Source organism: Candidatus Accumulibacter contiguus, assembly GCF_012940005.1.
Lineage (GTDB): Bacteria > Pseudomonadota > Gammaproteobacteria > Burkholderiales > Rhodocyclaceae > Accumulibacter > Accumulibacter contiguus.
Genome location: NZ_SPMX01000012.1, coordinates 158,853 through 182,176, shown reverse-complemented (window position 1 = coordinate 182,176; position 23,324 = coordinate 158,853). Strand labels below are relative to the sequence as shown.

The following is a 23,324-nucleotide window of genomic DNA, read 5'->3' as shown; positions in this document are numbered from 1 at the left end:
CCCAGGAGTGTCGCGGCGACAGCATCACCGGCCCGCCCAGCCCCCCTCTGCGCGGGCCGTTTCTATTGGTGAGTCCGCTACGGCAGCCGCGGCATTACTTGCCGCCGCCGGCAGTCTGGTCCAAGCGCCACCCACACCGTACAATGGGGGCAACGCATTTCCTTACCGAACATCACCACAAGGACTTCGATGAGCAGCAACCCTCAACCCTTTTCCAGTCTGCGCCTGACGGCACCCGCGTCCGGCTTCTTCGGCAGACTGATCACGATCGCTGCTGGCACGCTCTTGCTGGTCGCCGCCTTGATGTTCTCGCTGCTGGCGCTGACCGTATTGCTGACCGCTGGACTGCTGGTCTTTGCCTACCTGAAGTGGAAAACCCGCCACCTGCGCAGGCATCTAGACGAACAACCGCGCGAACAGGCGCAGCCAGCACCGAGCGGATGCGTGATCGATGGCGAAATCATTGGAGACGCCGAATATGAGGCGCGAACATCAACCGGCAACTCGCCAACAAGCGTTCTTCGGGCGCCCGACAACCGCCGCTCCAGACCAAGGGTTGAACCTTGAACCTTGCCCCTTGATCCCCACCATGAAACCTACCCACTTCGCCCTTTTCCTGACCCTGCTCAGCGCTGCTGCTGCTGCCCAGGTGCCTGCCGAACGTTTCAGCGCGTGCCTGGCGACGCTGCGTGCCGAGTCCCCCGCGAAAGGCATCGCGATCGCCTCCTACGATCGCTTGACCAGCGGCCTGACGCCGGACCTGAGTGTGCTCGAATTTCTCGAATACCAACCCGAGTTCCGGACACCGATCTGGGATTATCTGGCCGCTCTGGTCGACGATGAACGGGTTGCCGATGCACTGGCAATGCGCGAGAAATGGGCCGGCACGCTGGCTGCTGCGGCCGAACGCTACCAGGTCGATGGGGACACGGTGATCGCCGTCTGGGGCGTCGAAAGCAACTTTGGGCGAAACTTCGGCAAGCGCCCGCTGCTCACCTCGCTCGGCACACTCGCCTGCTTCGGGCGCCGGCAGGCCTATTTTCGGGGCGAGTTTCTCAGCACGCTGAAAATTCTCGACAGCGGCGACATCGCGCAAGATCGCCTGGTCGGCTCCTGGGCCGGAGCTTTTGGCCATACCCAGTTCATGCCCTCGACCTTCCTGCGGCTGGCCGTCGATGGCGACGGAGACGGCAAGCGAGACCTCATGGACAGTGTCCCCGATGCGCTCGCGTCGACCGCCAACTTCCTGCACAAGGCTGGCTGGCGCAAGGGCGAGCCCTGGGGTTATGAGGTCGTGTTGCCGGCCGCTTTCGACACCGGGGTATCCGGACGCAGCAACAAGCGGCCGCTGTCGTTCTGGATCGGGCACGGTGTCCGCCGTGCCGACGGGCAGCCGATCGCCACCTCGGACGCCGCTGCCGGACTGCTCCTGCCGGCTGGTCCGCGCGGACCGGCTTTCCTGGTGTTCCGCAACTTCGACGCGATCTACGGCTACAATGCTGCCGAAAGCTACGCTCTGGCGATTGCCCATCTCGCCGACCGGATCAAGGGTGGCAAGGCTTTCGCCACCCCCTGGCCGACCGATGACCCCGGCCTGTCGCGGAGCGAACGCCGTGAGCTGCAAACGCTGCTCGCTGGCCGTGGTTACCCGATCGGCGAAATCGACGGCATGATTGGCGCCAATTCCAGGCAGGCGATCCAGGCCGAACAGAAGCGCCTCGGCATGACCGTCGACGGCCGTCCCGGGCAGAAGCTGTTGACCACCCTGCGGGCCGCGCCGGCAGGCCGCTAACGGTCATGGCGATTTGAGACACCCCCGATCATGAAAGTCATGACCGTTTCCCTCTCCCCCGAACCCTCCCCCGCGAGGGGGAGGGGAGATTCGTGAGTCGCATACGCGACTTTCACATTAACGGTCATGGCGATTTGAGACATCCCGGATGATGAAAGCGCCCGCACCGGATGCCGTCACCCCGAATGAAGGGGAAATCTGCATCGATGCCTCGCAATTGCGTCCGGGGGTGCACGTCCGTCTGCCGGTGCCCTGGGTCGAACACCAGTTCATGTTCAACTCCTTTGTCATTGCGGATGAAGAACAGGCGCGGCTGATCGCGGCGATGAAGCTGCCGCAACTGTTCTGCGACCCGACGCGTTGCAAGGTGCCACCGCTGCTGCGACAGGAGCAGCAGCCGGGCGCCGATCCCGAGGCTGCCGCCGAGAAAGACCGTCTGGCGGCGCTGGCGGCGCGGCGCATGGCCGAGAAGCGTGCGCGTGCGCAAGTCATGAGCGAACTCAGGGAACGCCTCGACAAGGCACAGCAACACTACCTCGGCGCCGCCAGGGAAGTCAGTGGCGCCATCCAGGGCTTCCTGCTCCATCCCCGCGAGGCGGTCGAACGGGTCGCCAGGGTCAGCAAGGACACCACCACGGCGCTACTCGCCGATCCCGACAGCGCGATCGTGCTGATTGCCGAAAAAGCGCACGATGACGGTCATGCGGCACACTCGCTGTCGGTCATGACCCTGGCGCTACTGCTCGGCAAACAGGCAAAAATCCCGGAACAGGCCCTGCACTCGCTCGGCATCGGTGCCCTGCTGCACGACATCGGCAAGCTCGCGATCAAGGCCTCGATTCTGCGCAACAACGAGCGCAACCGGCACGAGGAACAGATCTATCAGTCGCATTGCCGTGCCGGCTACGACGCGGCAATGCGTGCCGGCAACCTGACGCCGCCCTTGCTCGAAGCCATCCTGCACCATCACGAGCGTTACGACGGTAGCGGCTTTCCGGATCGCCTGAACGGCAACGCAATTCCCCTGTCAGCACGGCTGGTGGCGATTGCCAACCGCTTCGACAATCTCGTCAGCCCGATCGACCCGCGGCGGGCGCTGTCCCCTTCCGAAGCCTTGTCGACGATGTGGACACGCGAGCAGAAGGCCTTTGATGCGGCCTTGCTGCAACTCTTCGTGCGGGCGATGGGTGTCTATCCTCCGGGATCGATCGTGCAGCTCAGCGACGGCCGCATCGGCGCCATCGTCGGCTCGGCGCCCGCCGGCAAGCCGCTCTCGCCGAAGGTCATGATCTACGCCCCCGAGGTACCGCGTCGCCAGTCAATCATCATCGATCTGGCGAGCGACGACGAACTCAAGGTCGACCGCCCCTTGCGCCTGCAGGAGCGCCCGCCCGAGGAACTCGATTACCTGCTGCCGCGCCGCAAGATCAACTGGTCCTACATGGCGCAACGGCCGTGATCCGATAGGCGCTGCACATCGGCCAGGGGTCATTATTTGTGGGTCGCTGATGTGATTGCCACGTGAATGATCGCCGGCCAGACGAGTCCAACTGGTCTATAGTTGCGCCTGCCGTGCACCACCCGGGTGACGGCATTTTGCAGAGGAGGGCGTGATTTGTCTTCAGCTCCGGGTGAAGCGACCCTGCAGGAGGGCGAGATCTGCATCGATGCATCACAACTGCGTCCGGGTGTGCACGTCCGTCTGCCGGTGTCGTGGGTCAAGCACCAGTTCATGTTCAGTTCTTTTGTCATCGAGAATGAAGAGCAGGCGCGCCTGATCGCCGCGATGAAACTGCCGCAACTGTTCTGCGACCCGGCGCGCTGCAAGGTTCCGCCACGGCCGCTCCAGGAAGCCGTGACACCGCCCGACCACGATGCGGACCAGGCCGCCCAGTCGGAACGGGATGCCCTGGCAGCACTGGAAGCGGCTCGCATGGACGCCAGACGTGAACGTGAGCGGATGATGGAGGGACTCCGGCAACGGCTGCTCAAGGCTGGACAGCATTACCGTGGAGCCGCGGCGACGGTGAGCAGCGCCATCCGGGGCTTCAGTACCAACCCCCAACAGTCGGTCAAGGATTTCAACCGAATCTGTGAGGAATCGACCACGGCGCTACTGACCGACCCGGACAGCGCTTTCGTACTGGTGATCGAGAAGGGGCAGGACGACGGACAAGCCGCGCATGCCTTATCGGTGATGACCCTTTCCTTGTTGCTCGGCAAGCAGGCAGGGCTGCCCGAGCAGGCGTTGCGCGTACTCGGTAGCGCTGCGCTTCTCCATGACATTGGCAAGCGATTGATGAGTCCATCGATCCTGCGCAACCCCGCGCGCAACCGCCATGAGGAGGCGCTCTTCCAGACCCACTGCCGCGGTGGCTACGACGAGGCCTTGCGGACCTGCAGCCTGTCGCATGCGATCCTGGAGACCATCCTGTCCCATCACGAACGCTGCGATGGCAGTGGTTTTCCCGACCACCTCAAGGGCAACGCGATCCCTCTGACGGCGCGGCTGGTTGGAATTGCCGACCGTTTCGATACGCTGGTCAATCCGGTCGACCCACGCCTGGCCATCGGTCCTTCCGAGGCCTTGTCGACGATGTGGTCCAGGGAGCAGAAAGGCTTCGATAGAGGTCTGCTGCAACTCTTCGTGCGCGCGATGGGGGTCTATCCACCCGGCTCCATCGTACAGCTCAGCGATGGTCAGATCGGCGCAGTCGTGGGCTCGGCCCCCGTCAGCAAGCCGCTCTCCCCCAAGGTGATGATCTATGCGCCCGAGGCGCCTCGCCATCAGGCGATCATCGCCGATCTCGCAGCACAAGAAGTGGTGACCATCGAGCGTATGCTGCGCCTGCAGGAACGCTCCATTGAGGAACTCAACTATCTGCTGCCACACCGCAAGGTGAACTGGTCCTGTCCGGCATAGTGACTGATCATGGCTGACCTGCACGGACATGCTGACCGTTAGCGGTCTCTCCAAGCGTCACCCCAGGGCCAGCCGGCCGCTGTTCAGTGCGCTCGCTTTCCACATCGCGGCAGGCGAGATCGTGGCCCTGGTCGGCGAATCGGGCGTGGGCAAGAGCACGCTGCTGAACTGCATCGCCGGCCTGGAAAGCGCCGACCGCGGCGCGATTTGCATCGGCCCGCAGGCGCTGGACATCGTCCGGCTCGATGAAACTGCGCGGGCGGCGCTGCGGGCACAGCACATCGGCTTCGTCTTCCAGGCGTTTCATGTGTTGCCGACGCTGAATGTGGCCCAGAACATCAGCGTGCCGCTGCTGCTCTGCGGCGTGCCGGCCGGCGAACACGCGTCACGCACGCAGGTGCTGCTCGAACGCGTCGGACTCGCCGGTTTCGGCGAACGCTGGCCGGCGTCGCTGTCGGGCGGCGAGCTGCAGCGGGTGGCGATTGCGCGCGCGCTGGTGCACCAGCCGGCGCTGATCCTGGCCGACGAGCCGACCGGCAACCTCGATCCGCGCACCGCCGGCGAGGTGCTTTCGCTGCTGCTCGAAAGAGTCCGCGAGCAGCAGACCAGCGCGCTGATCGTCACCCATTCGCAGCCGCTTGCGCAGTGCTGCGACCGCATCCTGGCGCTGACGCCGGACGGCCTGCAATGACCACTCTGGCCTGGTGGCTGATTTGCGCACAGTTCCGCACACGCCGCGCGGCGACGCTGTTGTCGATGCTGGCGATCGCCCTCGGGGTCGCGCTCGGCTACGCGATCCATTTGATCAACGACGCCGCACTGGCCGATTTTGCACGCGCCATGCAGACCGTGCAGGGCGACCCGGATGCGCTGCTGGCCGCCCGCGACAGTGCCGGCAGTGTTCCCCTGGAAAGCATCAACGACATCGCCCGCGACCCGGCGGTGCTGGTCATCGCGCCGGTGATCGAAACGCGCGTGCGCATCGAACCGGCGCGCACACCGGTGCGGCTGATCGGCCTCGACGTGTTCAGCGCCGCAGCGGTGATGCCAAAGCTGCTGCCACGCCAGAGCGATCGCGTCGCCGGCAACCTCTTCGACGGCGGCGTCTATGTTTCACCGGCGCTGCTCGGCCAGCTCGGGCTGTCGGCCGGTGCGGCGGTGACGCTGCGGCGCGGTGATCAGCACTGGGCCACCACGATTGCCGGCGACCTGCCGGGCACCGGACCCGACGACCTGTTGCTGGTCGCCGACATCGCCTGGGTGCAGGAACACTTCGGACCAGCAAATGCCGTCAGCGAGGGTCGCGTACGCCTAGCGCCTGCGACCGACCCGGCGAGCTGGCGGGCAGCGTTGGCGGGGCAGCTGCCGGCCGGCCTGCTGCTGCGTGCACCCGACGACGAAAGCGCGCGCGTCTCCAACCTGTCGCGCGCTTACCGCGTCAACCTCAACGTGCTGGCGCTGGTTGCCCTGCTGACCGGTGCCTTCCTGGTCTTTGCGACGCAACTGACAGCGGTCGCGCAGCGCTCGACGCAGTTCGCGCTGCTCGGCGTACTCGGTCTCTCACCGCGCATGCGCCTCCTGCAGGTCCTGCTCGAAGGGCTCGCGATCGGCGTACCGGGCGCGCTGCTCGGCTTGGCTCTCGGCTACGTGCTGGCGCTGGCCTTCACGCAACTACTCGGTGGCGACCTCGGCGGCGGTTATTTCGCGGGCAGCGCGCCGCGGATCGTTCCGCAAATGCTGCCCGCGTTGATCTTCCTGGCGCTTGGCTGCGTGGCCAGCCTCGCCGGCGCGCTCTACCCGGCGTACCTGAACCGCGAGCAGCCGCTGGCGCAGGCCCTGAAAATCGGTTTCGCACAACGTCCGCCGGCCGGCGATGCGCAGCGTGTCAGGCGGTTGCTCCCGGTATTGCTGGCGCTGGCTGCGCTCGTCCTGACGCAGTTGCCAGCAATCTTCGACCTGCCACTCGCCGGTTATACGGCCATTGCCCTGGTTCTGGTGATCGGCATCGCCAGCGCACCGCTACTCACGCAGAACGTGTTTGGCGGGTTCGCCCGGCGAAGTTTGCCGGCGCCGCAACGGATCGCCATCCAGAATGTCGCGCAGGCGCCGCTGATGGCGCAGGTGGCGGCGAGCGGTCTGATCGTCAGCTTCGCCCTGACCGCCAGCATGGTGATCATGGTGTCGAGCTTTCGCGTCGCCGTGGACCATTGGCTCGACGAGGTGTTGCCGGCACCGCTGTATCTGCGCAGCAAGTCCACGCCCTTGCCGCAGGAGTTGCTCGCAGCGCTGACCCGGCCCGAGGTGCCATTTGCCCGTGTCGAGCAGAGCGCGCAGGCTTCGCTGACCATCGACCCGCAGCGGCCGAACGTCGCACTGCTGGTACGCGAGATCGAGCGTAGCCATCCGGAAGCGCGCCTGCCGTTCACCGGGCCGGTGCTTGCGCCGCCGGCAGGCGACATCGCCGTGGTCTGGATCAGCGAAGCGCTGCACGAGATCTACCGCATCGCGCCCGGTCAGACCTTGCGCCTGCCGCTGCTCGGACGCGCCATCGAGGTCTTCGTCGGCGGCGTCTGGCGCGACTATTCCCGGCAGTTCGGCGCGATTGCGATCAGCCGCGACGATTACCAGCGCCTGGGCGGCGATTTCCAGCCCACCGACCTCGCGTTGTGGCCGCGGCCCGGCCAGGAAGCCGCTGCCACTGCCTGGCTCGCGCCCTACACCGGTCAGTACGGACTCGAAGTGGCCGACGCTGCCGAGATTCGCCGGCTGAGCCTGTCGATATTCGACAAGAGCTTTGCCGTGACCTACGCGCTCGAAGCCGCAGCGATGCTGATCGGACTGTTCGGGCTGGCGGTGACCCTCGCCGCCAGTGTCTGCTTGCGCGCCCGCGAACTGGCAACGCTCGGCGCGCTCGGTTTCAGCCGCCGCATGCTGAGTCGCGCGGTGATGCTCGAAGGCGCGCTGATCGCCGCCGTCGGCCTCTTCATCGGACTCGCCTGCGGTATCGCGATCGGTACCATCCTGACGCAGGTCATCAACCCGCAGGCTTTCCATTGGCGAATGTCGCTGCACATTCCCTGGCCGGCCCTGCTGGCCGGCGCCGGGTCGACACTGGTCGCGGCCGTGCTTGCCAGCCACTATGCAGCGCGCCAGGCGACGCGGCTACCGGTGGCGCAGGTTCTGGCCAGCGCCCAGTAAGCACCGCCGATGCGCCGCCGCAGCTTCCTGGCCACTCCCTTGCTGTTGCCGCTGCTGGCGCGCGCCGCGGCAGTGGAAACACCGGTCGCCTACCCGCCGGTGACGCCCGGACGCCTGCTCGAATTTCCGCGTGACCACGGCGCGCATCCGGATTTCCGGACCGAATGGTGGTACGTGACCGGCGCGCTGGATTCGCCCAGGCCCGACACCGGTTTTCAGCTCACCTTCTTTCGCAGCCGGACAGGCCGCGCCGAAACACTGCGCTCGCCGCTGGCCGCGCGCCAGATTCTCTTTGCGCACGCGGCGCTGACCATCCCCGGCGAGCGGCTGTGGCACGCCGAACGCGCCGCGCGCGCCGATCTCGGCGCCGGCTTTTCGAGTCTCGACTGCGACGTCTCGATCGGCGCCTGGCGCATGTTTCGGCAGCAGCGCAGCGCGGGCGAAGTGTTCCGACTGCAGATGCAGAGCCCGCAGTTCTCGTACGACCTGACCCTGACGCCTTCGCAGCCGCTGCTGCTGCAGGGCGAGAACGGTTATTCACGCAAGGGCCAAGGGCCGGAGTCGGCGAGCTACTACGTGAGCTGGCCGCAGTTGCAGGTCGCCGGGGAACTGGTGCAGGACGGTCGACGGCAGTCAGTCAGCGGTCGCGCCTGGTTCGATCACGAGTGGTCGACCGCTTACCTCGGTGATGGCGCAGTCGGCTGGGACTGGCTGGGAATCAACCTCGCCGACGGTGGCGCGCTGATGGCCTTTCGCATGCGCGATGCACAGGGACAGACGCGTTTCGCGCATGCCACCTGGCGCGACGCCGCCGGCCACCTGCGCCAGTTCGGGTCGGACGCCGTCAGCTTCACGCCGCTACGCCGCTGGTCGTCGCCGCGCAGCGGCGCCAGTTATCCGGTGCAGTTGGAAATCCGTTTCGGCGAGCACACCCTGCGGACGCTGCCGGTGCTCGACGATCAGGAACTGTCCACCAGCCGGCCGGTGCCGGTGGTGTATTGGGAGGGGCTGGTCAAGGTCGAAGGCAGCCTCAGCGGTCGCGGCTACCTGGAAATGACCGGCTACGCCGGCAGATTGCAGATGTAAGGGAAACTCGCAGTCCGTGCGAGGTTCCCGGACGACCCCGGATCCTGGCCTGCCATCCGTCGTTGCGCACCAGGTCACCGTTCCCGCCAGCGCGGCAGGCGAAGTCAGGCCGCTCAACCGGTCACGGATCGATCGGGTCCCGTACCCACTGCGCGCCGTCACCGACACAGTGAACCTGCGTCTTTCGACGATCAGCATCCCTGCGGCAGGAACGGGGCGCGCAGCCGGCAGGCCATCCGCCTCCGCCCAGTCGCCAGCTATGCGCTCAGTCAGCGTGCAGTACCGGTGGCAATCGAAATTCCATCATGGTCTCCTCCTGGCGCTCGGCCGCAATCTGCCCAAGGGGCACTTCAACGCCCAGGTCGGCCACGGCCCGCTCCAGGGGCAGAGAATAACCATAGCAGCAGACCCTGCGACCCCGGAAAAATCGTGAGCTTAAGACGTCGACAAGCACAGCCGTAAATGCACATTGAGCATTTTTATCTGTTAAAATATGCAAATTTTGCATATAAATGATTCCGCCTATGGCGATTACCACCATTGCCGAACTGGTTCGGGCCGCACGAAATGGTCGTAGCCAGAAAGAATTCGCCCATGAGCTGGGCGTCCTGCAGTCCTCCATCAGTCGTTACGAGAGCGGAAAGGCAAGCCCTCCGGCGCCGGTGATAGAGCACTGCATGCGGATGGTACATTCGGGCAGCAGTGAGCCCATTCCGACAGCCGATGAACTCGCCAACAAGGTGCGGACAGCACTTGCCGATACGAGTCTCGGTCAGGTCCGCCTCCTGATCTCGAAGCTCATTGACACCCTGACAGGTGAATATGCCCAGGTTTGCGCGACGACCGCCGCATCGACCATGAAAGACAGGAAATGATGCAGAATCCGATTCCGGTTGTAGATCTCTTGTGGTTGATGGTCGCGGTGACAGCATCAGGCCCCAGGACTTCATCATCGAAGCCGAGAATTTTGGCGTTCCACAGATGCGCCACAGGGTCATTCTTTTCGGGGTACGGCGCGATCTGTCATGGCTGGATCATGACGTGCTGTCGCCGGCGATGACCGGCAGGGTGTCGGTGTGGCAGGCGATTTCTGGTTTGCCACTTTTGCGCAGCCGTCTGTCGAGGGAGCCGGATTCCTTCGAGTCGTGGTTCCAGGTGATCAGGGAAGCCCCCCGCAGCCTCAAGGGGTGGAGGAGCAAGACCAGAGAAAAGATCGAAGAGTTGATGCGCGAAGCGGCGACGAGAGCCGCAGCACACCAGTCGACTGGCGACAGATTCGTGGCGGGTGACATGAACACTGTAAGGCTTCAGGCGCTCCTATTGAAGGAAAGATATGGCATTGCCTGACGGTCTCTACGACCAGCTGCTCACCCAAACGCTTTGGAATCTCGTCTCCCGGACGACAACGGATGACGGCCGCACCCTCAAGCCCCTGACGGCGGAGGAAGCCCCCGGGCGCCTGGCCGATGCGATTGCTTCCCAGTTGACCCGAATCCTCGATGACCTGAAAGGCGAGGGTGCGGAGAAGCTGCAGCATCAGCTTGACCTGGTCAATTCCGTCCTCGTTGGCCTGCGTCATCGCCTTGGGAATGATGCTGAGGGTGCGGACACCCTCCTCTCTCCACCCCGACTCCTGCAGGCTATCCACCGGCAGTCGTCAAGCCCGGTGATGCCGGAGACCGGCCTGGCTTCGCCTTGGCTCTTCACGGCCGGTAAAGGCTCACCCTCGCTGCTGACCGAATTGCGCCGCGAACTGGCAGCCTGCGATCACGTTGACATCCTGGTCAGCTTCATCACCCACTCCGGGGTGCGCAAGCTGCTTGACATCCTCAAATCCGTGACCGCAGTGAGCGCCGATGGCCAGCCGCGAACGCGCCTGCGCGTCCTGACGACCACCTACACAGGTGCCACGGAAATCCTGGCCCTGGATGAGCTGGCCGACCTGCCGGGTTGCGAGATTCGCGTTTCGCTCGACGGCCGCCGGACCCGGCTGCATGCCAAGGCCTGGCTGTTCCGGCGCCAGACCGGCTTTGGTTCGGCCTACGTAGGCAGCGCCAACTTGTCAGGGGCCGCGCTGATGGGCGGGCTAGAGTGGACGGTGAAATTCACCGAGCGTGGTCAGCCGGATTTGTTTGAACGTGCCAGTGCGCACTTCGAGATGCTCTGGGAAGACAACGAATTCCAGGGCTACGACCCCGCCAACCCGGCACACCGGACCGCCCTCGGGGAGGCGCTCAAACGGGAGTCGGGAGAAGACATCGTTGCCCGGCCCACCTATTTTGACCTTGAGCCGAAAGCCTATCAGCAGGAAATGCTCGATCAGCTGCAAGTTGAACGGAATCACGATCGCCGGCGTAATCTTGTCGTCGCCGCCACCGGCACCGGTAAGACCGTCGTGGCCGCCTTCGACTATAAGCGTCTCTGCATGCAGGAGGGTGGGCAGCCGCGATTGCTGTTCGTGGCCCATCGGGAGGAGATATTGAAGCAGGCGCTGCGGACCTATCGTGAAGTGCTGCGCGACCATTCCTTTGGCGAGCTGCTTACCGGAGGCACCCAACCACAAAGATTCGATCACGTCTTTGCCACCATCGACAGCGTAGTGGCGCGCGATGTGGCGACACGCCACGGCACCGACCACTGGTACGTCGTGGTGGTGGATGAGTGCCACCGCCTGGCGGCCGATCGTTTCGAGGCCTTGGTGACCACCGTTCGGCCGCACATTCTCCTTGGCCTGACAGCGACTCCCGAACGCAGTGACGGCAAGCCGATCCTGGGTTATTTCAACAACCGGCCGGATGGCTCGCCCGCCGTCGAACTCCGACTCTGGCACGCCCTCGACCAACAGTTGCTGAGCCCTTTCGAGTATTACGCCTGCGACGACGATACCGACTTCTCTGAAGTGCCCTGGCAGCAGCCCGGGGAACTGGTCGCCATCGACAGCTTGGTCACTGGCAACGAAGTGCGCGCTCGGCTGGTGCTCAACGAATGGCGCCGTTTGGCGGGTGACCCGGCCCGCGGCCGCGCCCTGGTGTTCTGTGTCTCCGTGGCTCATGCGCAATACATGACCGAAAGACTGAAACAGGCCGGCATCAAGACGCTATGCGTGGTGGGCGACACCTCTCAGGAGGAAAGGCGGAGGGCACCGGAAATGCTGGCCCGGGGAGAGGTTACTGCGCTTGTGACCTGTGATCTCTATAACGAAGGTGTCGATCTGCCGCTGGTCGATACCCTGCTCCTTCTTCGACCCACGCAAAGCCCGGTGCTGTTCCAGCAGCAGATCGGCCGCGGCCTGCGTCTGGCCAGGGGAAAGGAAAGCTGCCTGGTTCTCGATTTCGTCGGTCGCCATCGGGAAGAATTCCGCTTCGACCGCCTGTTGTCCACCATCACCGGACTTTCGCGCAGCCAGTTGATCGAGGCGGTGGACAAAGGTTTCGGCACCTTGCCACCGGGTTGCCACATCCATCTGCAACGTCAGACCCGCGAACAGGTTTTGCGCAGTCTGAGAAAGCTGGTGCAGCAGAACTGGCGTCGACTGCGTACCGAGCTGCAGACCTACGCAGCCCTGCGCGGGCGAAACAACATCCGCCTGGCAAACTTTCTACGCGAACAGGCCATCGACCTGGGTGACATCTACCGTGACAACGGTCGGTCCGGCTGGACCAACCTTAAGCGCGATGCCGGCCTGCTGGGGACGCCGCCGGGAGACGAGGACGACTATTTCGGTCGCCGCTTCGGCGACTTGCTGCACATGGATGATCCGGCACGCACCGACCTGTTGCTCAAGGTCGACGAATCCACTGCGCCCTACCATCCGCAGGAGGAAGGGGAACGCCTTCTGCTCCAGATGCTAGCCTATCAGGTGGACGCGCAGCATCCCCAAACCGGCAGCGGCGAGGATTTTCTGGGACGACTGCAGCTTCACCCGGACCATCGCGCCGAGCTTGCGGAGATCGGAGAGGTCCTGCAGGCAAGAAGCACGTTGCAGCAGCAGGCCATTCCGGGTCTGGAGGATGTTCCCCTCTGCCTTCATGGTGCCTACGGCATCCGCGAAATCCTCACCGCCACAGGCTGGTTGACCGCCAACCGGCGCACACCTTTTCAGGCTGGCGTCCTGCCTCTCCACGAGCGCAAGGTCGAGTTGCTTTTCGTGACCCTCGACAAACGCGAGGGATATCACGAACACATCGCCTACCGCGACTTCGCCATCAGCCCCGGGCGCTTCCACTGGCAATCGCAGAATTCGGCGGGGCCGGATACCCCGGTGGGCCGCCGCTATCTGGAGAGTCCCGGCAACGGCTGGAGCTTCCAGCTTTTCGTTCGCACAGCAAAAGGGAAGCCCTATCGTGCATGTGGCCCGGTTACGCTGGAGCGTGCCGAGGGCGAAAAGCCCATGAGCATCTACTGGCAGCTGGCAGTACATCTGCCGAACCAGTTATTCCGGGAATTCTGTATCCTGCGGGGCGAATAGCCGCGGACGCGATCACACTCTTTAGTTTGCCAATTTTGTTGGCATCGCCGTCATTGAGGCCGAAGCGCGTTCGCAACACTTCGGCATCCTTGGGAGGCAAACTGGCCAGCTGCCGACCCAGCACCTCGCGCAGGGCACACTGCATTGCCTATCCCTCGGGTTTCGGAGTTGCGGTAGGTCGAGCGTAATGGAAACAGGCGGTCGTTCCGCTTTCGGTAGTCACACTACAGCCGGCAGGTGGCTGTCGGTGATAGCGGGAAAGGCAGCCGCGGATTACGAATGATTTCTGCCCAGCGTCAGGTTTCGCTCGATCACCGGAGAAGCGAGCCCGGGTCCTCCCCCCGTCGAGTGCGCGCATGGGCGCACCAAGCAAGAAGCCCGCCATTCGGCGGGCTTCTTGCTTCACAAACGGTCATGACTTTGCAAGACACCACCGATGATGAAAGTCATGACCGTTTCCCCTCACTCCCGACCCCTCTCACGCGAGTCGAGAGGGGAGTTCGAGAGTCGCTCACGACTTTCATGGTAATGCTTGCCACGACGCGAGGCTCACTCGAATTCGATGATCACCTGATCGACCGACAGACTCTCACCGGGTGCGGCGACGACCTTCTTGACCTTGCAATCGAGTTCGGCCTTGAGGACGTTTTCCATCTTCATTGCCTCGATGACGGCCAGCTTCTCGCCGGCGCTAACCTGCTGTCCGGCGGTCACCGAGACCTCGCGCAGCAGGCCCGGCATCGGCGAGAGCAGGAACTTCGAGAGGTCCGGCGGCAGCTTCTTGGGCATCAAGGCCAGCATGCGGGCGGCGTTGGCGGTCATCACCGTGGCCTTGACCTGCTTGCCGAAGTGCACTACGCGATACAGGAGACCAATGCGCTCGAGCTGCAGGCAGATCGGTGTACCGTTGCAGGTGCCGCGAAAAACGAGTTCGCCGAACTTCCAGTCGGAAACGAGATCGTAGCGATCGACACCATGCGTCACCGAGTAGCCGCCAGGGATCGGCGTGACGACCACCGGGTAGTCCTTGCCCTCCATCTGGACGACCCACTCACTGCCGACCTTGCGCTGATGGCCCGGCATCTGGCCGCTGACCTGCACCGCGCGATCGATATAGCGACGACGGCCGAAGGCAGCCAGTGCGGCGAGCAGCCCCGGATCGTCGTGCACCACGTCGGCGGCAACGAAGCCTTCCGGATATTCTTCGGCAAGGAAGGCGGTGGTGAACACCCCCGACAGGAAGCGCGGATTCTGCATCAGCGCCGCCTGGAACGGAATGTTGGAATCAATGCCGCGAATCACGAAAGCATTCAGTGCGTCGCGCATCCGGCTGACTGCCTGGTCACGGGTCGCACCGTGGCAGATCAGCTTGGCGATCATCGAGTCGTAGTACATCGAAATCTCGCCGCCTTCGAAGACGCCGGTATCGACGCGGACCTGTCCTTCGGCGGTTTCCGGTGGCCGATACTTGACCAGGCGACCCACCGAGGGCAGGAAGCCGCGGAAGGGATCCTCGGCATTGATCCGACATTCGATCGCCCAGCCGTTGGGCTTGATGTCCTCCTGCCGGAATGGCAGGGGTTCGCCGGCGGCGACGCGGATCATCAGTTCGACGAGATCGACGCCGGTGATCATTTCGGTGACCGGATGTTCGACCTGCAGGCGGGTGTTCATTTCCAGGAAGTAGAACGACTTGTCCGAGCCGACGACGAACTCGACGGTGCCTGCGCTCTGGTAGTTGACGGCCTTGGCGAGTGCCACCGCTTGCTCGCCCATCGCCTTGCGGATCGTGTCGTCGATGAATGGCGAGGGGGCTTCCTCGAGAACCTTCTGGTGCCGCCGCTGAATCGAGCATTCGCGCTCGAGCAGATAGACGGTGTTGCCGAAGGAATCGGCGATGACCTGGATCTCGATGTGGTGCGGGCCTTCAACGAATTTCTCGATGAACACGCGATCGTCGCCGAAGCTGTTACGGGCCTCGTTGCGGCAGGCCTCGAAGCCCTCGAAGGCCTCCTTGTCGTTGAAGGCGACGCGCAGACCCTTGCCGCCACCACCGGCAGACGCCTTGATCATCACCGGGTAGCCGATTCCCTTGGCGATTTCGACGGCCTGCGCCGAGTCGACGATCTCGGCATTGTAGCCGGGGATGGTATTGACTTTGGCTTCCATCGCCAGCTTCTTGGAAGCGATCTTGTCGCCCATCGCGGCCACCGAATAGTGCTTCGGGCCGATGAATATGACGCCGTTGTCTTCGAGGCGGCGCGAGAACTCTTCATTCTCGGAGAGGAAGCCGTAGCCGGGGTGTACCGCCTCGGCGCCGGTGGCCTTGCAGGCGTCGATGATCTTGTCGATCACCAGGTACGACTCCTTGGAGGCTGCGGGGCCGATACATACCGCTTCATCGGCCATCAGTACGTGCATCGAGTCCTTGTCGGCCTCGGAATAGACCGCGACCGTCTTGATGCCCATTTTCTTGGCGGTCTTCATGACCCGGCAGGCGATCTCGCCGCGGTTGGCGATCAGAATTTTCTTGAACATCTCTATTTCTCCCCGTCGATCAAAGCGGAATGTTGCCGTGCTTGCGCCACGGGTTTTCCAGCTGCTTGTTGCGCAACATTGCCAGAGAGCGGCAAATGCGCTTGCGGGTCTCGTTGGGCATGATCACATCGTCGATGAAGCCGCGTGCGCCGGCGACAAAGGGATTGGCGAACTTGGCCTTGTACTCGGCCTCGCGCGCTGCCAGTTTGGCCGGGTCGCCCTTCTCCTCGCGGAAGATGATCTCGACTGCACCTTTCGGTCCCATCACCGCGATTTCGGCAGATGGCCAGGCGAAGTTGACGTCGCCGCGCAGGTGCTTCGACGCCATCACGTCATAGGCGCCGCCATAGGCCTTGCGGGTGATCACGGTGATCTTCGGCACCGTACATTCGGCGTAGGCGTAGAGCAGCTTGGCGCCATGCTTGATGATGCCACCGTATTCCTGCGCGGTGCCGGGCATGAAGCCGGGGACATCGACGAAGGTCACCACCGGGATGTTGAAGGCATCGCAATAACGGACGAAGCGCGCCGCCTTGATCGAACTCTTGATATCCAGGCAGCCGGCGAGGACCAGCGGCTGGTTGGCGACGATACCGACGGTGGAGCCGTCCATGCGCGCGAAGCCGATGACGATGTTTTTGGCGTATTCGCGCTGCAGTTCAAAGAAGTCGCCATCATCGGCGATCTTGATGATCAGTTCCTTGATGTTGTACGGCTTGTTAGGGTTGTCCGGGACCAGCGTATCGAGCGAGAAGTCGAGACGGTCGGCCGGATCCTGCGACGGCAGACGCGGCGGCTTCTCGCGGTTGTTCGACGGCAGGAAACTGATGAACCGGCGAATCATCATCAAGGCTTCGACATCGTTCTCGAAAGCCAGATCGGCGACGCCGGATTTGGTCGTATGCGTGATCGCGCCGCCGAGTTCTTCGGAGGTGACGTCTTCGTGCGTCACTGTCTTGACCACTTCCGGGCCGGTGACGAACATGTACGACGAATCCTTGACCATGAAGATGAAGTCGGTCATCGACGGGCTATACACCGCACCACCCGCGCACGGTCCCATGATCAGCGAGATCTGTGGCACGACGCCCGAGGCGAGGACGTTGCGCTGGAAGACGTCGGCGTAACCGGCGAGCGAAGCCACGCCTTCCTGGATGCGGGCACCGCCCGAGTCGTTGAGGCCGATCACCGGCGCTCCGACCTTGATCGCGTGGTCCATGACCTTGCAGATCTTCTCGGCATGCGCTTCCGACAGCGAGCCGCCGAAAACGGTGAAATCCTGCGAGAACACGAACATCAGGCGGCCGTTGATGGTGCCGCAGCCGATCACCACCCCGTCGCCGGGTACCGACTGCGCGGCCATGCCGAAGTCGTTGCAGCGGTGCTCCTTGAACATGTCCCACTCTTCGAACGAGCCACTATCGAGCAGAAGCTCGATGCGTTCGCGGGCAGCCAGTTTGCCCTTGCTGTGCTGGCTGTCGATACGCTTCTGGCCACCACCCAGACAGGCCGCCGCGCGCTTTTCTGCAAGCTGGCGAATGATGTCGTGCATATGCTCTACTCCCTAACGGTCGCGTCAATCAGAACTACTCAAACAAGTCGGAGGATCTCGGTATTTTTGCAATCAGTGCTTTAGATACGCCAGCAGACGTGACGCTGCTGCGCCGGGCGTCGTGCGCCCTTCGGCGACGTCGCTCAACAATTCCGGCAGCGCCGAGCGCACTGCCGGATGGGAACGGAAATAGCGGCGCAGGCCGGAATCGATCAGGCTCCACATCCAGTCGACGGCCTGCCGGCGGCGTTTTTCTTCGAATTCGCCGGTAGCGGTCAGGGTGCTCTGGTAGCGCTCGATTTCGGCCCAGAATTCGGCGATGCCGCGTTTTGCAAGCGCGCTGACGGTCAGCACCGGTGGACGCCAGTTGGGGCTGGCGCTGCGCAGCATGGTCAGCGCTGCTCTCATCTGCCCGCGCGCGAATGCGGCGGCGCGTTCATCGATGTCGGCCTTGTTGAAGACGATCAGGTCGGCGATCTCGACGATTCCCTTCTTGATCGCCTGCAGGTCGTCGCCGGCGTTGGGCAATTGCAGCAGGACGAACACATCGACCATACCGGCGACCGTCGTCTCGGATTGTCCGACGCCGACCGTTTCGACAATGATGACGTCGAAACCGGCCGCTTCGCAAACCAGCATCGCTTCACGCGTCTTGTCAGCGACGCCACCCAACGAACCCGAGGAAGGGCTGGGCCGGATGAACGCTTCGTCGCGCTGGCAGAGCAACTCCATGCGAGTCTTGTCACCGAGGATCGAACCGCCGGAAACCGACGACGATGGATCAACGGCGAGAACGGCAACGCGCTTGCCGGCTTCGATCAGATGAACGCCCAGCGATTCGATGAAGGTCGATTTGCCGGCCCCTGGCGAGCCCGAGATGCCGACCCGAATCGTTCTTCCCGTGTGCGGCAGCAGCGCTGCCAACACCTGTCGCGCACGTCGATGGTGATCATGGTGCGTCGACTCGACGAGGGTGATGGTTTTGGCCAGCGCCCGCCGGCGACCGGCAAGAACGCCATCGACGAGGTGCTGGTCGGCAGCCGTGAGGCTGCCGGCGGACGCGCTGGACATGTCCATGACCTTTGCAGATGGTGGCGCCGTTCAGGCAGTTACTTGCGCGCGGGCCTTGCGGATTTCCGCGAGAACGGTCATCGCCGAGTCCTCGATGCGGGTACCGGGACCGAAGATGGCCTTGGCGCCGGCGGCAAACAGGAAGTCATAATCCTGCGGCGGTATGACGCCGCCAGCAAAGACGATGATGTCGTCGGCGCCCTGATCCTTGAGGGCCTGCACCAGCGCCGGCAACAGTGTCTTGTGCCCGGCGGCGAGTGAGGAGACGCCAATGGCGTGCACGTCATTCTCGATCGCCAGACGGGCAGCTTCTTCCGGGGTCTGGAAAAGCGGGCCGACGTCGATGTCGAAGCCGAGGTCGGCAAAAGCGGTGGCTACCACCTTGGCGCCCCGGTCGTGGCCGTCCTGGCCGAGCTTGGCAATCATGATCCGCGGCCGCCGGCCTTCTTCATCGTTGAACTTGGCGATTTCGGCCTTCAGCGTTTCCCAACTCGCCATGCCCTCGACGACTGCGCCATAGACTCCCGAGACGGTCTGCTGCGTGGCGCGGAAACGGCCAAAGATTTTTTCCATCGCGTCCGAGACCTCCCCAACCGTCGCGCGCAGGCGCATCGCCTTGACCGCGAAGTCGAGCAGGTTGCCTTCACCGGTTTCGGCGCAGCGCGTCAGATCGGCGAGCGCGGCGTTGACCTGGTCGGAATCACGGTTTGCGCGCACCGTCTTCAGGCGCGCGATCTGTGAGTCTCGGACGGCGTTGTTGTCGATGTCGCGAATGTCGATCATGTCTTCCTTGGCGAGCTTGTACTTGTTCACACCGACGATCACGTCCTTGCCGGAATCGATGCGTGCCTGCTTGTCGGCCGCGCAGCCCTCGATCTTCATCTTCGCCCAGCCGGATTCGACGGCATGCGTCATGCCGCCCATACTTTCTACCTCTTCGATGATCTTCCAGGCTTCGTCGACCAGATCCTGCGTCAGCTTCTCCATCATGTACGAACCGGCCCAGGGATCGATGACGTTGGTGATGTGCGTCTCTTCCTGGATGACCAGTTGCGTATTGCGCGCGATGCGCGACGAGAATTCGGTCGGCAGGGCGATCGCCTCATCCAGCGCGTTGGTGTGCAGCGACTGGGTGCCGCCGAAAACCGCCGCCATCGCCTCGATGGTGGTGCGCACGACGTTGTTGTAGGGATCCTGTTCGGTCAGCGACCAGCCGGAGGTCTGGCAGTGGGTGCGCAACATCATTGATTTCGGGCTCTTCGGTGAAAACTCCTGCATGATCTTCCACCAGAGCAGGCGAGCGGCGCGTAGCTTGGCCACTTCGAGATAGAAGTTCATCCCGATGGCGAAAAAAGAACGACAGGCGGCCGGCAAAGAAGTCGACGTCGAGGCCGGAGGCAATCGCCGTTTTCACGTACTCGCGGCCGTCAGCCAGCGTGAACGCGAGTTCGAGCGCCTGTGTGGCGCCGGCTTCCTGCATGTGATAACCCGAAATCGAGATCGAGTTGAACTTCGGCATGTGGTTTGCGGTGTAGCCGATGATGTCGGCGATGATTTTCATCGACGGCTTCGGCGGGTAGATGTAGGTGTTGCGAACCATGAACTCCTTGAGGATGTCGTTCTGGATAGTCCCCGAGAGTTTGTCCTGCGGCACACCCTGCTCTTCGGCGGCAACGATGTAACCGGCGAGAATCGGCAGCACGGCGCCATTCATGGTCATCGACACCGAGATCTTTTCGAGCGGGATGCCGTCGAACAGGATCTTCATGTCCTCGACCGAATCGATCGCCACTCCGGCCTTGCCGACATCACCTGTGACGCGCGGATGATCGGAGTCGTAACCGCGGTGCGTCGCCAGATCGAAAGCCACCGAAACCCCCTGGCCGCCGGCGGCCAGCGCCTTGCGGTAGAAAGCGTTCGACGCTTCGGCGGTGGAGAAGCCGGCGTACTGGCGAATGGTCCACGGACGCACGGCATACATCGTTGCCTGCGGGCCGCGCACGAAAGGGGCCAAGCCGGGCAGCGTGTCGGTGTATTCCAGACCTTCGATATCGGCCTTGGTATATAGCGGCTTGACGACGATTCCTTCGGGTGTCACCCAGTTCAGTGCGTCAACATTCCCTCCGGGCGCCGACTTGGCGGCTGCCTTTTTCCAGGCATCAAGATTTGCAGAATCACTTTTTGCAGCATTGTTCGCGTTGGACATGACGGAACCTTTCGAGAAATCTGTGGATTGAGGCGGTTCTTCCGCCTGACGATGCACAAGCCATGGCGCTCAGGGGAGTCGCGCTGCACAGGCTATTTTAACGCTTGACACCCCGCTCCGCGAATAATACTGTATCCATAATTATGAAAGCAAGGTCCCTTGGGGGACCTGAACAAGGCTGCGAAAAAAAGATCGATGGTTGCGAGTCGTATAGCCCAGACTGCCCTCTACCAGGAAGTTGCTGAAAGACTGAGGCAGCGCATCTTTGCGCACGAACTGCCGCCGGGAACACGCATCGACGAGCAGTTGCTGACGGTCGATTACGGCATCAGTCGAACCCCCTTGCGCGAAGCACTGAAGGTTCTGGCTGCAGAAGGGCTGGTGACGCTGAAGCCACGCCGTGGTTGTTTCGTGACCGAAATATCGGAGCAGGATCTGGACGAGATTTTCCCCTTGATGGCGATGCTCGAAGGGCGTTGCGCACTCGAAGCGACCAGGCGCGCGCAGCCCGAGCAGATCGCCAGGCTTGAAACCATCCATCGACAGCTCGAACGCTTCGCCGCCAGCAATCAGATCGAGCGCTTCTTCGTGGCGAATCAGGAGTTTCACGCACGCATCCAGCAGCTTTCCGGAAACCGCTGGCTACAACAGGTGATCCAGGATCTGCGCAAGGTGCTCAAGCTGACGCGCCTTTTTTCGTTGAGCATCGATGGTCGTCTGCAGCAGTCGCTGGCGGAACATACTGCCATTCTCGAGGCCATCAAGGCCGGTGACGCGACGCGGGCGCAGAACCTGATGCACGATCACATTCTGTCCGGACGGCAGGCGCTGGCCAGGAACCCCGTTCATCAGGAGTTGGTGGCATGACCGGCAGCATTCTCTGCGCGCGCGCGGACGCCGTCGCGACCGTCACCTTGGCGAATCCGGGCAAGCGCAACGCGCTCGACCTGGCGATGTGGCAGACCCTGGCGGCAGTGGTCAGCGAGCTGTCCGCCGACGATCAACTGCGCTGTGTCGTCCTGCGCGGCGACGGAGAGCAGGCTTTCGCTGCGGGTGGCGACATCGAGGAGTTCCGGAGCCAGCGCGATACCCTGGAGCGTGCGATGGCGTATCACGCACAGGCGGGTGCCGCCTTGCAGGCGGTTTTCGATTGTCGCCACCCAACGATCGCCATGGTGCAGGGGGCGTGCATCGGGGGAGGGCTGGAGATCGCCGCGCAGTGTGACCTGCGCATCTGTGGCGAGTCTGCGCGCTTCGGTGCGCCGATCAACCAGCTCGGATTTTCGATGTATCCCGTCGAAATGGCGAGTCTGCTGCGTCTCGCCGGGCCGGCGACGGTGCTCGAAATTCTGCTCGAAGGGCGCATTCTCGGATCAGGAGAGGCTCTGGCCAAGGGCCTCGTCACGCGCGTCGTCGCTGATCCGGAGCTCGTTCCGGAAGCCTACACGAGTGCCCGGCGCATCTGCGAAGGCGCGCCGCTGGTCGCCCGCTGGCACAAACAGTGGGTACGCCGCCTGCAGCACGCTCGACCGCTCAGTGAGCAGGAACTGCGCGCTTCGTTCGCTTTCCTCGACAGCGAAGATTACCACGAGGGCCTGTCGGCTTTTCTCGAAAAACGCAAACCGCAGTTCAACGGTCGCTGATCACCCCGCAGTTCATCCTTTTCCGACGAAGAGTCCCCACAGCATTTTTGCCGCCAGCAGGATCAGGACGCCTGCGAAAACGCGTTTCAAGGTGGCCACCGGCAGACGGTGCGCCAGCCCCGCCCCCAGCGGGGCCGTCAGCATGCTCGCAGGCACCAGCCAGAGCAAGGCCGGCAGATACACGTAGCCAAGGCTCCACTGTGGCAATTCGGCGTGCCCCCAGCCGTTGAAGATGTAGCCCAGCGAGCCGCCCAGCGCGATCGGAAAACCGACCGCTGCCGAAGTGCCGATGGCATGCTGCACGCGCACGTTGCACCAGGTCAGGAAGGGCACGGTCAGCGCACCGCCGCCGATGGCGACCAGTGCCGAGACCGCACCGATGCCGCTACCGACGGCAAAAACGCCGCCGGCACCCGGCAATTCGCGCGATGCTTTCGGCTTCAGGTTGAGGATCATCTGCACGGCCACGCAGCAAACGAAAGCCGTGAAGAACACGGCCAGTGGTTTTGCCGGGACACTGGCGGCGAAGAGCGTGCCGAGCAGTGTCCCGACGAGAATCCCCGGCGTGATCTGGGCGACGATCTTCCACAACACTGCGCCATGCTGGTGATGCGCACGCAGACTGGCCAGCGAGGTGAACAGGATCGCCGCCATCGCCGTTCCAAGGGCCAGATGGAGAACTTCCGCCGGCGGAAAGCCCGCCTGCGCGGCGAACATCATGGTCAGCGCCGGCACCATCACCAGTCCGCCGCCAATGCCGAGCATGCCGGCGAAGAAACCGGTAAACAGACCCAGTGCGATATATGCCAGCCACCAGAGCAATTTTGCTTCCCCTCAGAATCTGTGC

General features: G+C 63.3%; 17 protein-coding genes and 1 pseudogene. 11 read left to right on the top strand and 7 right to left on the bottom strand.

The features are described 5' to 3' along the window. Positions 1-189: 189 nt before the first annotated feature. The 7 genes from E4Q08_RS06280 to E4Q08_RS06250 all read left to right on the top strand — a co-directional run bounded on the left by E4Q08_RS06280 (position 190) and on the right by E4Q08_RS06250 (position 8,999). On the top strand, positions 190-567 hold the full coding sequence (locus tag E4Q08_RS06280) for a hypothetical protein (RefSeq protein WP_169069737.1): 378 nt from the start codon (positions 190-192) through the stop codon (positions 565-567). Between the two features lie 22 nt (positions 568-589). Beyond that, a complete protein-coding gene (locus E4Q08_RS06275; RefSeq protein ID WP_169069736.1) occupies positions 590-1,792 on the top strand; it encodes a lytic murein transglycosylase in 1,203 nt (400 codons plus the stop codon). A 148-nt stretch (positions 1,793-1,940) separates the two neighbouring features. Then, a complete protein-coding gene (locus E4Q08_RS06270) occupies positions 1,941-3,251 on the top strand; it encodes an HD-GYP domain-containing protein (RefSeq protein WP_248594730.1) in 1,311 nt (436 codons plus the stop codon). Positions 3,252-3,407: 156 nt separating this feature from the next. Then, positions 3,408-4,715: an HD-GYP domain-containing protein gene (locus tag E4Q08_RS06265; RefSeq protein WP_248594729.1), complete on the top strand. Its 1,308-nt coding sequence runs from the start codon at positions 3,408-3,410 to the stop codon at positions 4,713-4,715. A gap of 28 nt (positions 4,716-4,743) precedes the next feature. Continuing rightward, positions 4,744-5,406 (top strand): ABC transporter ATP-binding protein, encoded by a 663-nt coding sequence (locus E4Q08_RS06260; RefSeq protein ID WP_034915930.1) that lies wholly within the window; start codon positions 4,744-4,746, stop codon positions 5,404-5,406. Beyond that, positions 5,403-7,913 carry an FtsX-like permease family protein gene (locus tag E4Q08_RS06255; protein WP_169069735.1) on the top strand — a complete coding sequence of 837 codons (2,511 nt, stop codon included), beginning with the start codon at positions 5,403-5,405 and terminating at the stop codon, positions 7,911-7,913. The genes E4Q08_RS06260 and E4Q08_RS06255 overlap by 4 nt, the downstream gene beginning before the upstream one ends. Before the next feature lie 9 nt (positions 7,914-7,922). Continuing rightward, a complete protein-coding gene (locus tag E4Q08_RS06250) occupies positions 7,923-8,999 on the top strand; it encodes a lipocalin-like domain-containing protein (protein WP_169069734.1) in 1,077 nt (358 codons plus the stop codon). Between the two features lie 265 nt (positions 9,000-9,264). Here the strand turns inward: E4Q08_RS06250 and E4Q08_RS06245 are convergent, their stop codons facing one another. Then, positions 9,265-9,507: a hypothetical protein gene (locus E4Q08_RS06245; RefSeq protein ID WP_169069733.1), complete on the bottom strand. Its 243-nt coding sequence runs from the start codon at positions 9,505-9,507 to the stop codon at positions 9,265-9,267. 16 nt (positions 9,508-9,523) lie between these two features. Between E4Q08_RS06245 and E4Q08_RS06240 the strand changes: the two genes are divergently transcribed. Further along, complete coding sequence (locus E4Q08_RS06240) at positions 9,524-9,874, top strand: helix-turn-helix domain-containing protein (protein WP_169069732.1); 351 nt, start codon at positions 9,524-9,526, stop codon at positions 9,872-9,874. Positions 9,875-10,033: 159 nt separating this feature from the next. Here the strand turns inward: E4Q08_RS06240 and E4Q08_RS24460 are convergent, their stop codons facing one another. Continuing rightward, entirely contained in the window at positions 10,034-10,291 is a 258-nt protein-coding gene (locus tag E4Q08_RS24460) for a hypothetical protein (protein WP_248594728.1), read from the bottom strand. A 41-nt stretch (positions 10,292-10,332) separates the two neighbouring features. On the opposite strand from E4Q08_RS24460, the gene E4Q08_RS06230 reads away from it, so the two are divergent. Further along, positions 10,333-13,467, top strand: a complete 3,135-nt coding sequence (locus E4Q08_RS06230) for a DEAD/DEAH box helicase (protein ID WP_169069730.1) — start codon at positions 10,333-10,335, stop codon at positions 13,465-13,467. A 549-nt stretch (positions 13,468-14,016) separates the two neighbouring features. On the opposite strand, the gene accC is transcribed toward E4Q08_RS06230, so the two are convergent. The 4 genes and pseudogenes from accC to scpA form a co-directional block, all read right to left on the bottom strand. Beyond that, the gene (accC, locus tag E4Q08_RS06225) at positions 14,017-16,005 is read right to left on the bottom strand and encodes an acetyl-CoA carboxylase biotin carboxylase subunit (RefSeq protein WP_169069729.1); all 1,989 of its coding nucleotides are present in this window, start codon (positions 16,003-16,005) and stop codon (positions 14,017-14,019) included. Positions 16,006-16,024: 19 nt separating this feature from the next. Further along, positions 16,025-17,557 (bottom strand): acyl-CoA carboxylase subunit beta, encoded by a 1,533-nt coding sequence (locus tag E4Q08_RS06220; RefSeq protein ID WP_034926362.1) that lies wholly within the window; start codon positions 17,555-17,557, stop codon positions 16,025-16,027. Between the two features lie 72 nt (positions 17,558-17,629). After that, positions 17,630-18,628 (bottom strand): methylmalonyl Co-A mutase-associated GTPase MeaB, encoded by a 999-nt coding sequence (gene meaB / locus E4Q08_RS06215; protein WP_169069728.1) that lies wholly within the window; start codon positions 18,626-18,628, stop codon positions 17,630-17,632. A 30-nt stretch (positions 18,629-18,658) separates the two neighbouring features. Continuing rightward, positions 18,659-20,834: pseudogene (gene scpA / locus E4Q08_RS06210) on the bottom strand (methylmalonyl-CoA mutase). A gap of 195 nt (positions 20,835-21,029) precedes the next feature. Between scpA and E4Q08_RS06205 the strand changes: the two are divergent. Both E4Q08_RS06205 and E4Q08_RS06200 read left to right on the top strand, forming a co-directional pair. After that, on the top strand, positions 21,030-21,701 hold the full coding sequence (locus tag E4Q08_RS06205; protein WP_034908811.1) for a GntR family transcriptional regulator: 672 nt from the start codon (positions 21,030-21,032) through the stop codon (positions 21,699-21,701). Continuing rightward, the gene (locus E4Q08_RS06200; protein ID WP_169069727.1) at positions 21,698-22,477 is read left to right on the top strand and encodes an enoyl-CoA hydratase/isomerase family protein; all 780 of its coding nucleotides are present in this window, start codon (positions 21,698-21,700) and stop codon (positions 22,475-22,477) included. Before E4Q08_RS06205 ends, E4Q08_RS06200 begins: the two co-directional genes overlap by 4 nt. A gap of 12 nt (positions 22,478-22,489) precedes the next feature. Here the strand turns inward: E4Q08_RS06200 and E4Q08_RS06195 are convergent, their stop codons facing one another. Continuing rightward, positions 22,490-23,299 carry a sulfite exporter TauE/SafE family protein gene (locus E4Q08_RS06195; RefSeq protein WP_034908806.1) on the bottom strand — a complete coding sequence of 270 codons (810 nt, stop codon included), beginning with the start codon at positions 23,297-23,299 and terminating at the stop codon, positions 22,490-22,492. Between the last annotated feature and the right edge of the window lie 25 nt (positions 23,300-23,324).